This is a genomic window from Kitasatospora sp. NPDC059646, from assembly GCF_042734615.1.
Taxonomy (GTDB): Bacteria; Actinomycetota; Actinomycetes; order Streptomycetales; family Streptomycetaceae; genus Kitasatospora.
On sequence record NZ_JBHWDS010000013.1, the window covers coordinates 92,376 to 107,520 of the forward strand.

General features: G+C 73.3%; 12 protein-coding genes and 1 riboswitch. Of the genes, 4 read left to right on the top strand and 8 right to left on the bottom strand.

All coding sequences use genetic code 11. The annotated features are described in order from the left end of the window. Positions 1 to 72 precede the first annotated feature (72 nt). Positions 73 to 1,449 carry an MFS transporter gene (locus tag ACFV1L_RS11915; RefSeq protein WP_380365112.1) on the top strand — a complete coding sequence of 459 codons (1,377 nt, stop codon included), beginning with the start codon at positions 73 to 75 and terminating at the stop codon, positions 1,447 to 1,449. Between the two features lie 84 nt (positions 1,450 to 1,533). On the opposite strand, the gene ACFV1L_RS11920 is transcribed toward ACFV1L_RS11915, so the two are convergent. The 3 genes from ACFV1L_RS11920 to ACFV1L_RS11930 form a co-directional block, all read right to left on the bottom strand. Then, positions 1,534 to 2,247 carry a hypothetical protein gene (locus tag ACFV1L_RS11920; RefSeq protein WP_380365113.1) on the bottom strand — a complete coding sequence of 238 codons (714 nt, stop codon included), beginning with the start codon at positions 2,245 to 2,247 and terminating at the stop codon, positions 1,534 to 1,536. A 54-nt stretch (positions 2,248 to 2,301) separates the two neighbouring features. Further along, positions 2,302 to 2,994, bottom strand: a complete 693-nt coding sequence (locus ACFV1L_RS11925; RefSeq protein WP_380365114.1) for a tyrosine-protein phosphatase — start codon at positions 2,992 to 2,994, stop codon at positions 2,302 to 2,304. 505 nt (positions 2,995 to 3,499) lie between these two features. After that, positions 3,500 to 4,948: a glycine hydroxymethyltransferase gene (locus tag ACFV1L_RS11930; RefSeq protein ID WP_380365115.1), complete on the bottom strand. Its 1,449-nt coding sequence runs from the start codon at positions 4,946 to 4,948 to the stop codon at positions 3,500 to 3,502. 30 nt (positions 4,949 to 4,978) lie between these two features. Beyond that, positions 4,979 to 5,086: riboswitch (ZMP/ZTP riboswitch) on the bottom strand. 169 nt (positions 5,087 to 5,255) lie between these two features. Between ACFV1L_RS11930 and ACFV1L_RS11935 the strand changes: the two genes are divergently transcribed. Together ACFV1L_RS11935 and ACFV1L_RS11940 are read left to right on the top strand one after the other, a co-directional pair. Further along, positions 5,256 to 5,771 carry a DinB family protein gene (locus ACFV1L_RS11935; protein WP_380365116.1) on the top strand — a complete coding sequence of 172 codons (516 nt, stop codon included), beginning with the start codon at positions 5,256 to 5,258 and terminating at the stop codon, positions 5,769 to 5,771. Positions 5,772 to 5,856: 85 nt separating this feature from the next. After that, the gene (locus ACFV1L_RS11940; protein ID WP_380365117.1) at positions 5,857 to 6,348 is read left to right on the top strand and encodes a hypothetical protein; all 492 of its coding nucleotides are present in this window, start codon (positions 5,857 to 5,859) and stop codon (positions 6,346 to 6,348) included. A gap of 107 nt (positions 6,349 to 6,455) precedes the next feature. Here ACFV1L_RS11940 and ACFV1L_RS11945 read toward each other — a convergent pair whose 3' ends face one another. Then, positions 6,456 to 7,757 (bottom strand): carbohydrate-binding protein, encoded by a 1,302-nt coding sequence (locus tag ACFV1L_RS11945; protein WP_380365118.1) that lies wholly within the window; start codon positions 7,755 to 7,757, stop codon positions 6,456 to 6,458. Positions 7,758 to 8,094: 337 nt separating this feature from the next. Next, the gene (locus tag ACFV1L_RS11950) at positions 8,095 to 8,958 is read right to left on the bottom strand and encodes a TetR/AcrR family transcriptional regulator C-terminal domain-containing protein (RefSeq protein ID WP_380365119.1); all 864 of its coding nucleotides are present in this window, start codon (positions 8,956 to 8,958) and stop codon (positions 8,095 to 8,097) included. A 264-nt stretch (positions 8,959 to 9,222) separates the two neighbouring features. Between ACFV1L_RS11950 and ACFV1L_RS11955 the strand changes: the two genes are divergently transcribed. Further along, positions 9,223 to 10,752 carry an MFS transporter gene (locus ACFV1L_RS11955; RefSeq protein ID WP_380365120.1) on the top strand — a complete coding sequence of 510 codons (1,530 nt, stop codon included), beginning with the start codon at positions 9,223 to 9,225 and terminating at the stop codon, positions 10,750 to 10,752. A 203-nt stretch (positions 10,753 to 10,955) separates the two neighbouring features. Here ACFV1L_RS11955 and ACFV1L_RS11960 read toward each other — a convergent pair whose 3' ends face one another. The 3 genes from ACFV1L_RS11960 to ACFV1L_RS11970 form a co-directional block, all read right to left on the bottom strand. Further along, a complete protein-coding gene (locus tag ACFV1L_RS11960) occupies positions 10,956 to 12,584 on the bottom strand; it encodes a cellulose binding domain-containing protein (RefSeq protein ID WP_380365121.1) in 1,629 nt (542 codons plus the stop codon). 479 nt (positions 12,585 to 13,063) lie between these two features. Then, the gene (locus ACFV1L_RS11965) at positions 13,064 to 13,999 is read right to left on the bottom strand and encodes a lytic polysaccharide monooxygenase (RefSeq protein WP_380365122.1); all 936 of its coding nucleotides are present in this window, start codon (positions 13,997 to 13,999) and stop codon (positions 13,064 to 13,066) included. A 431-nt stretch (positions 14,000 to 14,430) separates the two neighbouring features. Further along, a complete protein-coding gene (locus ACFV1L_RS11970) occupies positions 14,431 to 14,949 on the bottom strand; it encodes a protein phosphatase (RefSeq protein ID WP_380365123.1) in 519 nt (172 codons plus the stop codon). Positions 14,950 to 15,145 lie beyond the last annotated feature (196 nt).

The window sequence follows — 15,145 nt, forward strand, 5'->3', positions numbered from 1 at the left end:
GCACCGCTCGATCGACGCCCGCGGAGCACCGTCCCGAGCCACCACGTCCGACGCACCATCCGGGAGCCCGCCATGTCCGTCCAGGCCCAGCGTCCCCTGCCGCCCCCGGGGGCCACGCCGAGCGCTGCTCCGCGCACCACTCCGGGCGGCGGGTCCCCGGGCAGGCCGATCCGGCTCGGCCTGCGCGCCAACCTCGCGCAGTTCAGCCTGCTGGTGGCGGTCAACGCGCTGGTCGGCGGCATGCTCGGCCAGGAGCGGACGGTCCTGCCGCTGCTCGCCGAGCGGGTCTTCCACATGTCCGCCTACACCGGCGCGCTGACGTACATCCTGGCGTTCGGGGCGACCAAGGCAGTCACCAACTTCTTCGCCGGGACGCTGTCCGACCGGTACGGACGCAGGCCGGTGCTGATCGCGGGCTGGCTGGTGGCCCTGCCGATACCGGCGATGCTGGCCTGGGGCCCCACCTGGGGCTGGATCGTCGCGGCCAACGTGCTGCTGGGCGTCAACCAGGGCCTCACCTGGTCCACCACAGTGATCATGAAGATCGACCTGGTCGGGCCGGCCCGGCGCGGCCTCGCGATGGGTCTCAACGAGGCGGCGGGATACCTCGCGGTGGCCGTCACCGCGACCGCCACCGGGGCCGTCGCCGCCCACTGGGGCCTGCGTCCGCAGCCGTTCCTGCTCGGCGCGGCGTACGTCGCCCTCGGCCTGGGCCTGGCGGTCGCCGCGGTCCGGGAGACCCGTGAGCACGCCCGGGCCGAAGCCGCCGCCCACCCGTCCCCGCCGGGCACCGGCACCGAGCAGGAGGGCGCGGCCACGGCGGGACCGCACACTCCTGCCGACGACCGGGCCGCACTCGGCACCGCCCGAATAGCCCGTACCACCAGCCTCGGTGACCGGGCGCTGTCCAGCGCCAGCTGGGCCGGCATGGTCAACAACCTCAACGACGCGCTCGCCTGGGGCATCTTCCCGCTGCTGTACGCCGCGCACGGGCTGGAACTCGGCAGGATCGGCATCCTGGCCGCGCTCTACCCGGCGGTCTGGGGCGCGGGGCAGATGCTCACCGGCTGGTGGTCCGACCGGATCGGCCGCAAGCACCTGATCACCGCGGGCATGCTGCTCCAGGCCTTCGCCCTCGCTCTGGTCGCGGTCGGGACGTCCTTCCCGGTGTGGGCCGCCGCCCAGACCCTGCTCGGCGCGGGCACCGCCCTGGTGTACCCGACCCTGCTGGCCGTCATCGGCGACGTCGCCCACCCCGCCTGGCGGGCCCGCGCCGTCGGCGTCTACCGGCTCTGGCGCGACGGCGGCTTCGCGGTCGGCGCACTGATGGCGGGCATCCTCGCCGACGCGTACGGCGTGACCACCGCGATCTGGGCGGTCGCCGCCCTGACCGCCCTGGCGGGCATCACCGTGGCAGTGCGGATGTACGAGACCCACCCGCGCACCTGACCGACCGTCAGCGGCGCACGACGACGCGCACGTCCGAGGAGGCGCCTACAGGAGGCGTCTACAGGAGGCCTCTACAGGAGGTGCCTACAGGAAGAGCGAAGCGATGCCCAGTACCAGGGCGAGGGCGGGCAGCACCGCGAACCAGCCCAGGCCGAGCCGGTAGGGAGTGCTGAGCCCCCGGCGACGAGGCGGGGCGTTGCGGCGGACGCTCAGCAGTACCAGTCCGGCACCCGGAACGAAGGAGAACAGCCACAGGCCGAACAGGAACTTGGCGCCGTCCGCCAGCGTCTGGCGGGCGCCGAGCTCGACGCAGCCGCCCGTCGGGGAGCAGCTGACGTCCAGCACGGTGCCGGCCGCGTACCGGGTCGGGGCGTCCCGCAGCAGCCAGGAGCCGTCCACCGTGTCGGCGGCCCCGCGCTCGCCGTGGCCGTAGCAGTTGTAGGCCTTGGTGCGCCCGCCGCCGTTCGCCAGGCAGGCGTCCACGGTCATGCTCAGCCTCGGGGTGCCGCGCCAGCCGACCTGGTAGCTGAAGTCGGTGGCCGCCTGGCGGACGAGCAGGACACCGAGGAGACCGGCGAGCAGGAGACCGAGCACGCCGAGGGCCATCGCACAGCGGGCCGAGAACCGGGCGTTGCCGGATCTGCGGAGCCCGTCCTTCGGCGCGGCGACCGTCCCGGGGCCCGCGGCGGTGGCCACCGGCGCGACCGTCGTGCGTACCGGGCCGGTGGCAGTGGTGGGTTCGGCGGGGGCAGTCGGGTCGTCGGGGTCGGTCAGGTGGTTCGGGTTCGTGGCGTCCATGGTTGATCCCCCGTCGGTTCGCGCCTCGTCGGCACCATAGCGCCGGGAAGGCCGCTACGGGCAATCTGCGGAGCGGAACTCGGAGCGCAGGGCGGCGAGTTCGGACGTTCGCGCGCCGTGCGCCCGCAGGTGGTCGTCCAGCGTGCCGTGCTGGGAGCGGACGGACAGCAGGGCGCGGCGCAGGTGGACGGCCGCGACCGGGCGGGTGGCGTGGCCGGGGACGGCGGGGTCGGGGGCGGTGAGCCCGAGCGCGGCGTTGGAGCGCAGGAAGTCCGAGAGGATCTCCGGCTCCCCCGCACCGAGCAGCGACTGCAGCAGTGCGACGACCACACCGGTGCGGTCCTTGCCGGAGGCGCAGTGCACCAGGACGGCCCGGTGGTCGGCGCTGAGCAGCGCCCGGATCGCGGCGACGGTCGGGCGTCCGGCGAGCTCGGCCATCAGCGGGTACAGCTCGGCCGGCTCCTCGGGCCAGCGCTGCTCGGCGAAGACCGGGACGTGCAGGTGCCGGATGCCGCTGCCGTCGAGCGCGTCCGGCCGGGCGACGGTCTCCGGTGTGCTGCGCAGGTCGAGGACGGTGCGCACCCCGAGGTCGCGCAGCGTCCGCACGCCGTCGGGCGTCAGCCGGTCGAGCGCGCCGGAGCGGTACAGCACTCCACGGGGGAGCGCGCCGGCTCCGCCCGCGTCCCGGAAGTTGCGCACCCCGGGGACGGCGGGGCCGTCCAGGGCCGTCATCGGTTCGTCCGTCATCACGGCGGTCATCCTAGGCGTGCCCGGTCCAGGGACGGCCCGCCGGGCCACGGGCGGCGTCCGGAATGACGGGGGCGTGGCCGGCGGCACCGGGACTCGGGTCGCCGGGGCCTGCGCCGTGTTGCCGCATGGCTCGCGGAGCCCGTCGGCCAGGCCGTCGTGCTCGCAGGGTCGTGCTCGGAGGGTCGTGCTCGCAAGGTCGTGCTCGAACGGTCGCGCTCGGAGGGGCGTGCTCGCCGGGTCGTCGGCCGGTGCGGCGTCCTGACCTGCCGTCAGGCCGTGGCGGCTCGGGCGGTCGGTCGTCGCCTCGGGGTTGCTGCGGAGCGCGACCGCCGGGTGGACGGGGTCGGTGTCCGGGTGGGCGCGGGCCCGGCAGTGGGTGCCGTGGTCCCGGGCTGACCGGTCGTCGGAGCGGGGAAGGCCCGGGCGCGGCGGGGAAGACCGCAGCCCGGGCCGTGGGCGGGGCGTCCGGACGGGGACGCGCCCTCGGAGGGGAGGAACCGGGTCAGCCGAGGGTGATGCCGGGGTAGAGCGGGTGTCCGGCCAGCAGGTCGACGGCGCGCTCGGCGACCGCGTCGCGGACGGCCCCGTCCAGCACGTACTGCGCCTTGGAGGAGCCCGCGGCGGTGGTCGCGGACAGCACGGTGTGGATCAGGTCCGCGACCTCGTCGAACTCCGCCGTGCCCAGTCCGCGGGTGGTGAGCGCGGGAGTGCCGAGCCGGACGCCGGAGGTGTACCAGGCGCCGTTCGGGTCCTGCGGGACGGCGTTGCGGTTGGTGACGACACCGGAGTCCAGCAGCGCCGCCTCGGCCTGACGGCCGGTCAGACCGTAGGAGGAGACGTCCGCCAGCACCAGGTGGTTGTCCGTGCCGCCGGTCACCAGCCGGGCGCCGCGGCGCAGCAGGCCCTCGGCGAGCGCGTGGGCGTTGTCGACCACCTGACGGGCGTACACCCGGAACTCGGGGCGGCGGGCCTCGGCGAACGCGACGGCCTTCGCCGCCATCACGTGCGACAGCGGGCCGCCGAGGACCAGCGGGCAGCCCCGGTCGACGTGCTCGGCCAGCTCGGAGGTGCACAGCACCATGCCGCCGCGCGGGCCGCGCAACGACTTGTGCGTGGTGGTGGTGACGATCTGGGCGTGCGCCACCGGGTCGAGGTCGCCGGTCAGCACCTTGCCCGCGACCAGGCCGGCGAAGTGCGCCATGTCGACCATCAGGGTCGCGCCGACCTCGTCCGCGATCTCCCGCATCCTGCGGAAGTTCACCAGCCGCGGGTACGCGGAGTACCCGGCGACCAGGATCAGCGGCTTGAACTCGAGGGCGATGCGCCGCACTTCGTCGTAGTCGACCAGGCCGGTCGCCGGGTCCGTCCCGTAGCTGCGCTGGTCGAACATCTTGCCGGAGATGTTCGGCCGGAAGCCGTGCGTCAGGTGGCCGCCGGCGTCCAGCGACATGCCGAGCATCCGCTGGTTGCCCAGGTCGCGACGGAGTTCCGCCCAGTCCTGCTCGGTCAGGTCGTTGACGTTGCGCACGCCGGCCCGCCGCAGGGCGGGGCTCTCCACCCGCTGCGAGAGCACCGCCCAGAACGCCACCAGGTTGGCGTCGATCCCGGAGTGCGGCTGCACGTAGGCGTGTTCCGCGCCGAACAGCTCCCGGGCGTGCTCGGCGGCCAGCGACTCCACCGTGTCGACGTTCCGGCAGCCCGCGTAGAAGCGGCGGCCCGGGGTGCCTTCGGCGTACTTGTCGCTCAGCCAGTTGCCCATCGCCAGCAGCACGGCGGGCGAGGCGTAGTTCTCACTGGCGATCAGCTTCAGCGAGGCGCGCTGGTCCTCGATCTCCGCGCCGATCGCCGCGGCGATCCGCGGCTCGACGTCGCGCACCACGTCGAGGGCGCTGCGGAAGGCGGTGTCGGCGGCGGGGCTGCCGAAGGTGTGCGGGGTCAGGGACTCGGCCAAGGCGGTCTCCTCGTTCGGAACGGCGACGATTCGGACGGCCCAGGCGCTCGGCTACAGCACCCCGGAACCCGAAGGTCCCGAGCGGAGCCGCTCCCCGATGGTGAAGTCCATCCCAGCGCGCCAGTCACGGCTCACCGCGATGCTACCAACCACCGCGCCCGCACCCGTCCCCGCCCCGGCGGAGTCCCGTCACCGCGCCGGCCGCGTCCCGTCCCCGCCCCGGCCGCGCCCGATTCGCCCCGCGCCCGCCCCGTCGGCGCGGAAAACCTCTGGTGGGACCGACCGGGCGTTCGGCATGATCGTGCTCATGACCTGGACCGTCCCCGCCCTCACCCGCGCCGGTGGCTCGCTCACCGCCCCCGAGGCCGAGCTGCTCCCCGACTACCTGGCCTGGCACCGCTCGACCTTCCTGTACAAGTGCCAGGGCCTGACCGGCGAACAGCTCGCGCTGCGCCCGCTGCCGGCCTCCTCGCTCTCGCTGCTCGGCCTGATGCGCCACCTGGCCAAGGTGGAGCGGACGTGGTTCCGGATCCGGTTCGCCGCGGAGGACGTCCCGCCGCTGCACGCCGTCGAGGGCCACAAGGACGCCGACTTCGACCTGGTGGACCCGGCCCGGGCCGAGCAGGAGTACCACCGGTTGCTGGAGGAGCAGCGTCTCGCGGACCTCGCGGTGGCCGGCGCCTCGCTGGACGCCACGCTCGCCGCGTACGGCGAACAGCAGTCGCTGCGGATGACGTACCTGCACGTCACCACCGAGTACGCCCGCCACAACGGTCACGCGGACCTGCTGCGCGAGCACATCGACGGGGTCACCGGAGCCTGATCGGGCCCGAAGTGCCCTGACAGGCAAGGGGAATGGACAGGCCCCGGTCGAACGGTCCGTCAGGTGACCGGATAGCATACTGAGTATGGGACCTCTCGAACCGAATGTGCCCGAGCTGATCCTCGGCCTGATCGTTTTCTTCCTGTTGTTCGCGGTGCTCGGCAAGGTACTGCTGCCGCGCATCGAAAAGACCCTTGCCGAACGTCACGACAAGACCGACGGCGGACTGGCTCGCGCCGAGGCCGCCCGGGCCGAGGCGGAACGCCTGCGCAAGGAGTTCCAGTCGGAGCTGGCGGCCGCGCGTCACGAGGCCGCCGCGATCCGGCAGACCGCCGCCGAGGAGGGCGCGGCCCTGGTCGCCGCCCTCCGCGCCGAGGGTCTCCAGCAGCGTGAGCAGCTGGTCGCCGAGGCGCACGTGCAGCTGGCTGCCGACAAGGTGCTGGCCGAGGCCGAACTGCGCGAGGACGTCATCAAGGTGGCGACCGAGCTGGCCTCCCGGGTGGTCGGCGAGCCGCTCGCCGACCTGCCCTCCACCCGCGCCATCGCGGAGGAGTACCGCAACCGCGCCACCGTCTGACGCACTGTCGGCCGACTGATCCGCACGAACGGACGGGCCGCCCGCCCCCGGGACTTCCGGGAGCGGGCGGCCCGTCCGGCGTTCCGGCCGTGCCACCGCGCGAGGGGTCAGGAGCACGGGCCGTCGTCGGCCCAGACGCCCCACTGGCCGCTGGCGGACGGGTTCTCGTTCAGCGTCCACCACTTGGCGTGGTAGTTGTGGCCGTTGTAGCTGGCCTTGTCGCCGCCCACGTACGTGGTGCCCGCCTGCCAGGCCGGGCTGCACGGGGTGGTGCCCGTCGAGGGGCTGGAGCCGCCGCTGGGCGAGGTGCTGCCGCTCGGCGAGGGCGAGCCGGTGGGCGGGGTCGCCCCGGCGAACTTCACGGTGAACTTGGTGAAGTCCCAGTCGTTCTGCGCGACGCTGGAGCAGGACCCGGACAGGCCGGGGTCGACCGTGCCCGGACACTGCCGGTCCCGGTTGACCGACCAGTAGGTGTAGCGGGCCAGCTTGTGCGCCGTAGCGAAGTCCAGCACGGTCTGGAAGTCGGCCTGCCGGAAGTACTCGGCCGCGTCGGTCCGGCCGTTCATCATCGACACGCCCTCGTGGGCGTACGCGGTGGCCTCGTTCCAGCCGAAGGTGCTCTGCAGGATCTGGTTGAACTTCACCAGCGCGTCGGTCTGCGCCGCCGCCCCGTTGAACCCGCCGTCGAACGGCATGATCGAGTAGTTGTTCGGCGTGAACCCCTGCGACTTGGCCTCCAGCAGCATCTGGGTGCCGAACCAGCCGGTGCCGGCGTTGGTGCCCGCGGTGGTGATGGAGATGTACAGCCCCGGGTTGTTCTGCTGGAGGATCCGGGCCGCGCCGATCTCGTTGTGGATCGCTGCGGTGTTCTCGTACTCCGGCTCCTCCAGATCGAAGTCGATCGCTTTGAGGCCGTACTTGGTGACGACCTTCTGGTACGCGGCCGCGGTCGCCTCCGGGGTGCCGCAGGTCTGGCCCAGCTTGGTGCCGCCGTAGCCGCCGACCGACACCGAGACGTCGCCGCCCTTGGCGCGAACGGTCTGGATCACGGCGGGCATGGTGGTGTCGGAGTCGATCGAGGAGGTTCCGCCCCAGGCCGGGCTGCAACTGCTGCCCTGGGCCAGGACGAACGCCAGCTGGAAGGCCTTCTGCCCGGTGGCGTCCATGACGGCGGCCGCGTCCGGCGGGCTGTTGTCCTCCGGCATCAGGTACGGCGCCGAGGCGTACCAGTTGGAGCCGATCCCTTGCGCGGTGGCGGCGTTCGCCGGGCCGGACGCGGTGACGGCGGCCACCCCGCCGGCCAGCAGGCCGAACACGGACAGTGCGACGGCCAGCGCGCGGCGCGGACGGCGGAGACGGTGGGCCGGGGTGTCACCGGCAGGGCGGTGTGGGGGAAGTGCGCGTTCCATCGAAGACCTCTCCAGGAGGCGGCGAGGACGGCGGCCCGGACGCGCGCGGTGGGGGTCCACGTGGGGGTGCGCGCCCGGGTCAACGGTCGGGTACCGGGCCGAGGTTGACGTGACTGACCTTTGGTATAGACCTGTGCCCGGTCGCCGTCAACCCTTGCCGGCGCTCGACCGGCAGTGCGGCGTGGCCTGCGGTGACGCCCGGCCCCGCGGTGACGCCCGGCCCTGCGGTGACGCCCGGCCCGGGCGTGGCCTGCGGTGACGCCCGGCCCCGCGGTGACGCCCGGCCCTGCGGTGACGCCCGGCCCTGCGGTGGCGCCGGGCGTGCGGTGCCGCCCTGTCAGCCGTCCGTTCGTCCGGTGCCGCCCGCCGGGCCGGATGTCGTCCGGCCGGGGTCGTCCGCCGGGCCGGAGCCGCCCGACGCGTCGTGCCACGCGGGCCCCTCGGACACCAGGCCCGTGCGGCCCACCGGAGCACCGGCCTCCGCGGCGGTGCGGGCCCCGGCCGGGAGGAAGGACTCCAGGCCGCGCAGGAACACCTCGATCTTGAACGCGTACCGCTGGTCGCCGTCGCCCGCCATCATGGTCTCCGCCATTCCCTGGAGGGTCGGGAAGCGGTCGGTCGGCAGGTCGTGCAGGTAGCCGCGCAACTGGTCGAAGTACGCGCCGAGATCGGTGCCCCGGGCCATCCGTTCGGTGTACACGGACGCCTCGTACGCGTCGGTGTCGATCAGCTGGCCCAGCCCGTCCAGCGCCCAGGCCGCGACCTGCGGGGGCAGGCCGACCCGGAGCAGCAGGTCGAGCAGGAACTCGGTGATCCGCAACTGGCTCTCGCCGATCGGGATGCTGCCCAGCGACACCAGCGACACGTCCCGATGGGCCGTCAGCACCCGCTGCGCCTCGAAGCAGATCTCGGTGATCTGCTCCTTCCAGCGTTCGGGCTCCGGCCGGAGCGGCAGCCGGATCTCGGCCACCACCCGCTCCAGCATCAGGTCGAACAGCTCCTCCTTGTTGGAGACGTGCGCGTACAGCGACGCCGGGCCCGTGCCGAGCTCCTGCGCGACCCGGCGCATCGTCACCCCGGACAGCCCCTCCGCGTCCAGGACCCGGATCGCCGTCTCGACGATCAGCGACCGGCTCAGCGGCTGGCGCGGATCGGCCTTGCGTGGCTTGTGCCACGGGATCGCGGGCATCTGCGCGGGCATCGGGGCCACCTGCTTTCGCTGAACTGTCGACCGGCGATCATCGTACTCTGGACGAACAGCGTTCGACCGGTGGGCGAAGCGCCCGGTCCGCGGGCGGATCTCGGGGCGAGCCTCAGGGGCGGGTCGGGGAAGAGCTCGGGGAGAAGTCAGGGTAAAAGCGTTTGACGGGAACGGCGCTCCACTCGTAGAACAGTGTTCGTTCGAAGAAACACCGTTCTCTGCGCGGCCCGTCCACCCGCGCCCGGCATTCCCCAGGAGTTCCTGATGACCGACGCGGTCGGACTCTCCCCTTCGGCACCGCCCTCCGCGGGCGCGGCCGACCCCTACCGCTGGCGCTGGGTCGCGTTGTTCGTCATCCTCGCCGCCGAGGTGATGGACCTGCTCGACTCGCTGGTGACGAACATCGCCGCGCCCGCGATCCGGCAGGACATCGGCGGCGGCGAGTCCACCATCCAGTGGCTCGGCGCGGCCTACACGCTGGCGATGGCGATCGGCCTGATCACCGGCGGCCGGCTGGGCGACATCTTCGGCCGCCGCCGGATGTTCATGCTCGGCGCGGCCGGGTTCACGCTCGGCTCGCTCGCCTGCGGCCTGGCCCAGGAGCCCTGGCAGCTGGTCGCCGCCCGGGTCGCCCAGGGCCTGCTCGGCGCGGTGATGCTCCCTCAGGGCCTCGGCATCATGAAGGAGATCTTCTCGCCGAAGGAGCAGGGCGCGGCCTTCGGCATGTTCGGCCCGGTGATGGGCCTGTCCACGGTCGGCGGCCCGATCCTGGCCGGCTGGCTGATCGACGCCGACTTCGCCGGCACCGGCTGGCGGATGATCTTCCTGATCAACATCCCGCTCGGGCTGTTCGCCCTCGTCGGCGGCCGGGTCTTCCTGCCGGCCCAGGGCGAGGGCCGGACGGTCCGGCTCGACCTGGTCGGCGCACTGCTCGCCGCGATCGGCGCGGCCGCCGTCATCTACCCGCTGGTGCAGGGTCGCGAGCACGACTGGCCGCTGTGGGCGTTCGCGCTGCTGGCGGTCGGCGTGGCGGTGTTCGGCGTCTTCGGCTGGTACGAGTCGCGGCGCAAGGCCGCCGGCGCGGACCCGCTGGTCGAGCCGAGCCTGTTCGCCAAGCGCGGCTTCAGCGGCGGCATGGTGCTCGGCCTGATCTTCTTCACCGCCATGACCGGCTTCTGGCTGACGTTCAGCCTCTACACCCAGCTCGGCCTGCACTACAGCCCGTTGAAGTCCGGCCTGGCCGGAGTGCCGGCCTCGGTCGGCATGGTCATAGCCTTCGTCGCCTCGCAGGCGCTGCAGCGCTTCGGCCGGAAGGTCATGCACGTCGGCCTGCTGGTGATGACGGCCGGCGTGCTGGGCCTGATGTACACGCTGCACAGCCAGGGCGCAGGCGTCACCCCGTGGCAGACGGTGCCCGCGCTGGCGGTCACCGGCCTGGGCATGGGCCTGGTGATGGCCCCGTTCTTCGGCATGGTGCTGGCCTCGGTGGAGACGCACGAGACCGGTTCGGCCTCCGGCACGCTGACGGCCGTTCAGCAGCTGGGCGCCGCGCTCGGCAGCGCCATCCTCGGCACGGTGTTCTTCGAGCGTCTGAAGACCGCCGACTTCGCCAGCGCCGAGCAGGTCACCCTGTGGGCCGAGATCGGCATGCTGGCCGTGGTGTTCGCCGCCATCTTCCTGCTCCCGATGCACGCCCGCCCGGAGGGCGAGGAGCCGGGCGAGGGCAGCCAGGAGGACGGCGCGGGCGCTGAGGCACCCGGCCCTCGCAAGGAAGGGGAGCAGCTGCCGGTGTGACGCCACGTCAATGACGGGCCGGTCGGCAGTGACGGGCCGGCCGGAAGTGACGGCCCGGTCGGCAGTGACGGGCCGGCCGGAAGTGACAGCCGGGTCGGCAACGACGGACCGGTCGGCCGGCCTCCGGCACCTGGCATCCGCTGCCAGGTGCCGCCGGCGGCCGACCGGTCGTCGGCCCAGTGGTGGGTCCGCGGGGCGGACGGTCAGCCGTTGTACGCGGCGAACAACTTCGAGAACTGGTAGGGGGTCTGCGGAATGTTGGTGCACTTGGGCAGCGAGCCGGTGCAGGCGTTGGCGTCCCGGGTCATCTCCCAGAAGGCCAGCTCGCCGAGGTGGTTCTGCTGGGCGAAGGCGATCAGCTGCTGGGCGTCGGAGATGCCGAACACCTCGGAGGCGGTGTCGTTCTGGCCCAGCATGGGGGTGACACCGACCATGGCGTACGCCTGAGCGTCCGTCAGGTTGGTCCACACGGAGCGGATCTGTGCCTGTGTGGACTGGGCGGACTGGATCGCGTAGGTGCCCATCTTGCCGGCGGGGCTCGGGGCGGCCCAGCCGCCGAAGTCCATCGCCATGACGTTGACCAGGTCGACGGCCAGGCCGGCGTTCTTGGCGGACTGCAGGATGTAGACGCCGTCGGCGGTGAGCCCGCTGGGCAGCACCGGCAGGGTGAGGCTGACCTTCAGGTCGCGGCCCTTGGCGCGCTGCGCGGCCTGCACCTGGGCGAGGGCGGCGGAGCGGCGGTCGACGGAGGCGTGGTCGGTGACGGCGGTGCCCTCGATGTCGAAGTCGACCCGGTCGAGCGCGTAGACGTCCACCACCTTCTGGTACTGCGCGGCGAGCGAGGCCACGGTGGTGCAGGACTGAGCCAGTTCGGTGCCGTTCGCGCCGCCGAACGACGGGCGGACGTCACCGCCGGCGGCCCGGACGGCGTCCATGTCGGCCTTGTTCCAGCCGGTGGCGGGGTCGTACGCGCCGAACCAGCTGGCGGTGCACGGCTGGCTGCCGTTGATGATGAAAGCCAGCGAGAACTCCTTGAGTCCGCTGGCGGCGGAGAGCGCGGGCAGGCTGGGCGTCGGGTAGGCGCCGAGGTCCACGTAGGGGGCGGCGGTGCCGGGCGTGGTGCCGGAGCCCGCGGTGGCGGTCACGGCCGCGGAGGCGGCGGACTCGTTGCCGGCGGCGTCGAAGGCGCTGACGGTGAAGCTGTGGCTGCTGCCCTGGAGCAGGCCGCGGACGGTGGCGCTGGTGCCGGTGACGGTGGCGACGACGTCGCTGCCTTCGCGCAGGTGGTAGCCGGCCACGCCGACGTTGTCGGTGGCGGCGTTCCAACCGAGGGTGACGCTGCCGGGTCCGGTGCCGGTGCTGCGCAGGTTGCCGGGGACGGTCGGTGCCGCGCTGTCGGCGGGCGCGCCGGCACACGGCTGGTTGTTGATGGTGCAGTTGACGGGCGCGCTCTGGGTGGCGCCGGTGGTGACGCCGAAGCCGACGGTCGGCGCGCTGGCCCCGGGGGCGAGCGGCGCGGCCCAGGTCGGCGAGGTCACCGTGTAGTGGGTGCCGGTGGGGGTGCTGGTGGAGGTGAGGGTGCCGTTCCACAGGCTGGAGACGGTCTCGCCGGTCGGCAGGTCGAAGGAGAGCGACCAGCTGTTGACGGTCGTGTTGGTGTGGTTGGTGACGGTGTAGCCGGCCTGGAACCCGTTCGACCAGCTCTGGGTCACGGCGTAGTCGGCCACGAGTCCGGAGACTCCGGCGGCCGCGGCCGGGCCGGCCGAGGCGGCGGCCAGCGGGGCGACGAGCAGGGCCGCGCTGGCGGCGAGAGACAGGGTGACGCGCCTCATGGGCGGGTTCTCCTCGACGGTGTGGGGGAGTGGGGGAGTGCGGCAATTGCGCAGCTGTGCAAGGCGCGGAGCCGGGCGGGCGCGTGGTGCGTGGTGTGCGACTGCACGGGGCCATGGCGTACGGGCAGTGGATGCACGGGTGCGCCGGCCGCGCAGCTGCGCGGTGGGTGCGGGGGCGCACTCAAGATGGTTCAGACCAATCCGGGCCGTCAAGGTGAAGTCCTGCGGTTTTGCGAGGAGTTGACGGTTCGGCGTGCCGCAGGTGAGGTGATCGGCGCGGTCGGGGCCGGATCACGGACAGCGGCGGATCACGGACAGTGGCGGATCACGGACGGCGGAGGGCGACGGGCCGGAGCGGGGCACGGGCCGGAGCGGGGCGCGGGGCGGCGCAGGGCACGGGCGACGGAGGGCGCGGCCCCCGAACTGTGGGGGATGGGGCCGCGCCGCCCGCCTGACCGGAGTCAGGCGTTCGTGGGCCGTCAGGCGGTGACGGCGGCGCCGCGCATCCGGCGGGCCAGGTACACGCCCGAGGCGGTGGCCGACAGCAGTGCGGCGCCGGCCAGGCCGAGCAGCGCGTTGTCGCTGTCGTCGGTGCGCACCGACGCGGCGGTGGTGGAGGCGCCCGCGGCGCCGGTGGTCGCGGCCTGAGCGGTCGTCACGTCGCCGCCGTGGCCGTGGTGCGAGACCAGCGAGTGCGAGGCGCCCGCGTCGATCTGCGCCTCGGTGGGCGCGGTCGGGGCCTGGGCGGCGAACGCGCCGGCCGCGGCGGTGCCGCCCGAGCCGAAGTCGACGTCCGAGCAGCCGTAGAACGCCTCCGGGCTGTCGGTGCGCTGCCACACCATGTAGACCAGTTGGCGGCCGGTGCGCTGCGGCAGGTTGACGTTGACGTTGTAGTAGCCGTTGTCCGAGGTGCGCGGGCTGGCGAAGGTGGCGATCGGGTTCGCCAGGTCCAGGTTGGACCACTTCAGCGGCTGGGTCGGGTTGTAGCTGCTGTTGGTGATGTACAGCGTCATGACGCCCTGGTGGGGCGCGGTGACGCGGAAGTTGAAGGTCTTCGCGCCGGCCGTCACCGAGGTGGCGGGCCAGTCGGTGCGGGCCCAGTCCAGGGCGCGGTACTTGTCGCGGTTGGCCGAGCAGAGGTGGCCGTCGGGGATGATCTGCCGGCTCTGCCCGTTGGCGCTGGCGATGTTGACCTCGTTCCAGTCGTACAGCGGCTGGGTTCCGCTGTCCGCGACGAGGTCCTTGCAGACCTGGGACTTGGGGGTCTCGGGGCCCTCCGCGTAGCAGGCGGCGACGCGGCTGGCGGGTCCGAACATGGCGCCGTGGGCTCCGGCGGTGCCGGCGGCGAAGGTGGTGGCGACCAGGGCGCCCGCGCCCACCGCGGACGCGGTGAGCAGACGACGGGACCAGGACATGGTTCTCCTCGGGAAAGGCCGGGTCGATGGTGGGGGAAAAGGGGCGGACATGTCCGCCCGACACCCCGGGGCGCGACCCCGGGGCGGCACGGTGTGGACCCGGCACACCGCGAACGGACCGAAGGCTACGATTGGCCTATACCAATTGACAAGTGTCTGCCATTTCCGGCCAGCCCCCGGATGGCGGCATCCGGCCACCCGCAACACCCGTGCCGAGCCCCCGACCTGGCACCCCGTCAGCCGCCGTCGAGGGCCCGCTCGACGGCCGGCACCAGCGGAATCGGCCTCCACCCGCCCCCACGTCCTACCGTCGCCGTACCCGACCGGCTACGCCCACCGCCCGCCCCGGCCCACCCGGCGGCACCACCGGATAAGAAGCCGATAACCCACCCCTAACCCTGCGCCAAGCCGCCCTGCCCGCCGACGTCCCGTCAGTCCTCGCCTGCGCCGAGCGAACTGAGCAGCCGCGCCGTGGCGAGCCCGGTCTCCAGGTACGCGACGAACAGCTCGTTGTGCAACGCCCACGCCGAACGCCGCTCCCGCACCCGGCGGACGGCACCGGCGCGGTCCGCCCCCAGCTCGATCAGCGCCTGTGCGACCACCAGTCCCGAGCGGTTGTAGCCGCTGTGGCAGCGCACCAGTACCCGGCGTCCGGCCACCACGGCCGCCGCGGTGCGCTCCGCGAGCGCCTGGACGGCGGCCAGTTGCCTCGCGTCCAGGGCGGCGTCGGGCAGCTCCGCGACCAGGTGCTCGACGCCCGGCGCCGGCCCGTGGCCGGGGGCCGTCCACAGGCTGACCACCAGGTCGAACTCGGCGTCGACCCGCAGCGGGTGGCGCTGTCCGGCGGGGTCGAGCCAGTGGTGGCCGCCCATCCACAGCCCGGGCACCACCTCGTTCCACGGCGCCTCGGGGTCCGGCGGGCCGGGGTCGTTCTTCGGACGGGTCTTCATGTCCTCGCCTCCCGGGCCGTCAACGGCGGTGCGCACGCGCCCGGTTCCCGGATCGGGGCCCGGAGCGGGGCCCGGAGCGGGCCGGGGCGGGGTTCGCCGGGCGTTCATGAAGGGAACAGGTGGCTGTGGGGCTTCGTTGGGGCGGGGTCGGGAGGTTGGTCCGCGCCGTGTTCAGACTGGAGCGAGGGACGGAGAA

Excerpts from the sequence above, each read along its gene's own strand:
- ACFV1L_RS11915 (WP_380365112.1), top strand. The coding sequence starts at position 73 with ATGTCCGTCCAGGCCCAGCGTCCCCTGCCGCCCCCGGGGGCCACGCCG.
- ACFV1L_RS11920 (WP_380365113.1), bottom strand. The coding sequence starts at position 2,247 with ATGGACGCCACGAACCCGAACCACCTGACCGACCCCGACGACCCGACT.
- ACFV1L_RS11925 (WP_380365114.1), bottom strand. The coding sequence starts at position 2,994 with ATGACGGACGAACCGATGACGGCCCTGGACGGCCCCGCCGTCCCCGGG.
- ACFV1L_RS11935 (WP_380365116.1), top strand. The coding sequence starts at position 5,256 with ATGACCTGGACCGTCCCCGCCCTCACCCGCGCCGGTGGCTCGCTCACC.
- ACFV1L_RS11940 (WP_380365117.1), top strand. The coding sequence starts at position 5,857 with ATGGGACCTCTCGAACCGAATGTGCCCGAGCTGATCCTCGGCCTGATC.
- ACFV1L_RS11945 (WP_380365118.1), bottom strand. The coding sequence starts at position 7,757 with ATGGAACGCGCACTTCCCCCACACCGCCCTGCCGGTGACACCCCGGCC.
- ACFV1L_RS11950 (WP_380365119.1), bottom strand. The coding sequence starts at position 8,958 with ATGCCCGCGCAGATGCCCGCGATCCCGTGGCACAAGCCACGCAAGGCC.
- ACFV1L_RS11955 (WP_380365120.1), top strand. The coding sequence starts at position 9,223 with ATGACCGACGCGGTCGGACTCTCCCCTTCGGCACCGCCCTCCGCGGGC.
- ACFV1L_RS11960 (WP_380365121.1), bottom strand. The coding sequence starts at position 12,584 with ATGAGGCGCGTCACCCTGTCTCTCGCCGCCAGCGCGGCCCTGCTCGTC.
- ACFV1L_RS11965 (WP_380365122.1), bottom strand. The coding sequence starts at position 13,999 with ATGTCCTGGTCCCGTCGTCTGCTCACCGCGTCCGCGGTGGGCGCGGGC.
- ACFV1L_RS11970 (WP_380365123.1), bottom strand. The coding sequence starts at position 14,949 with ATGAAGACCCGTCCGAAGAACGACCCCGGCCCGCCGGACCCCGAGGCG.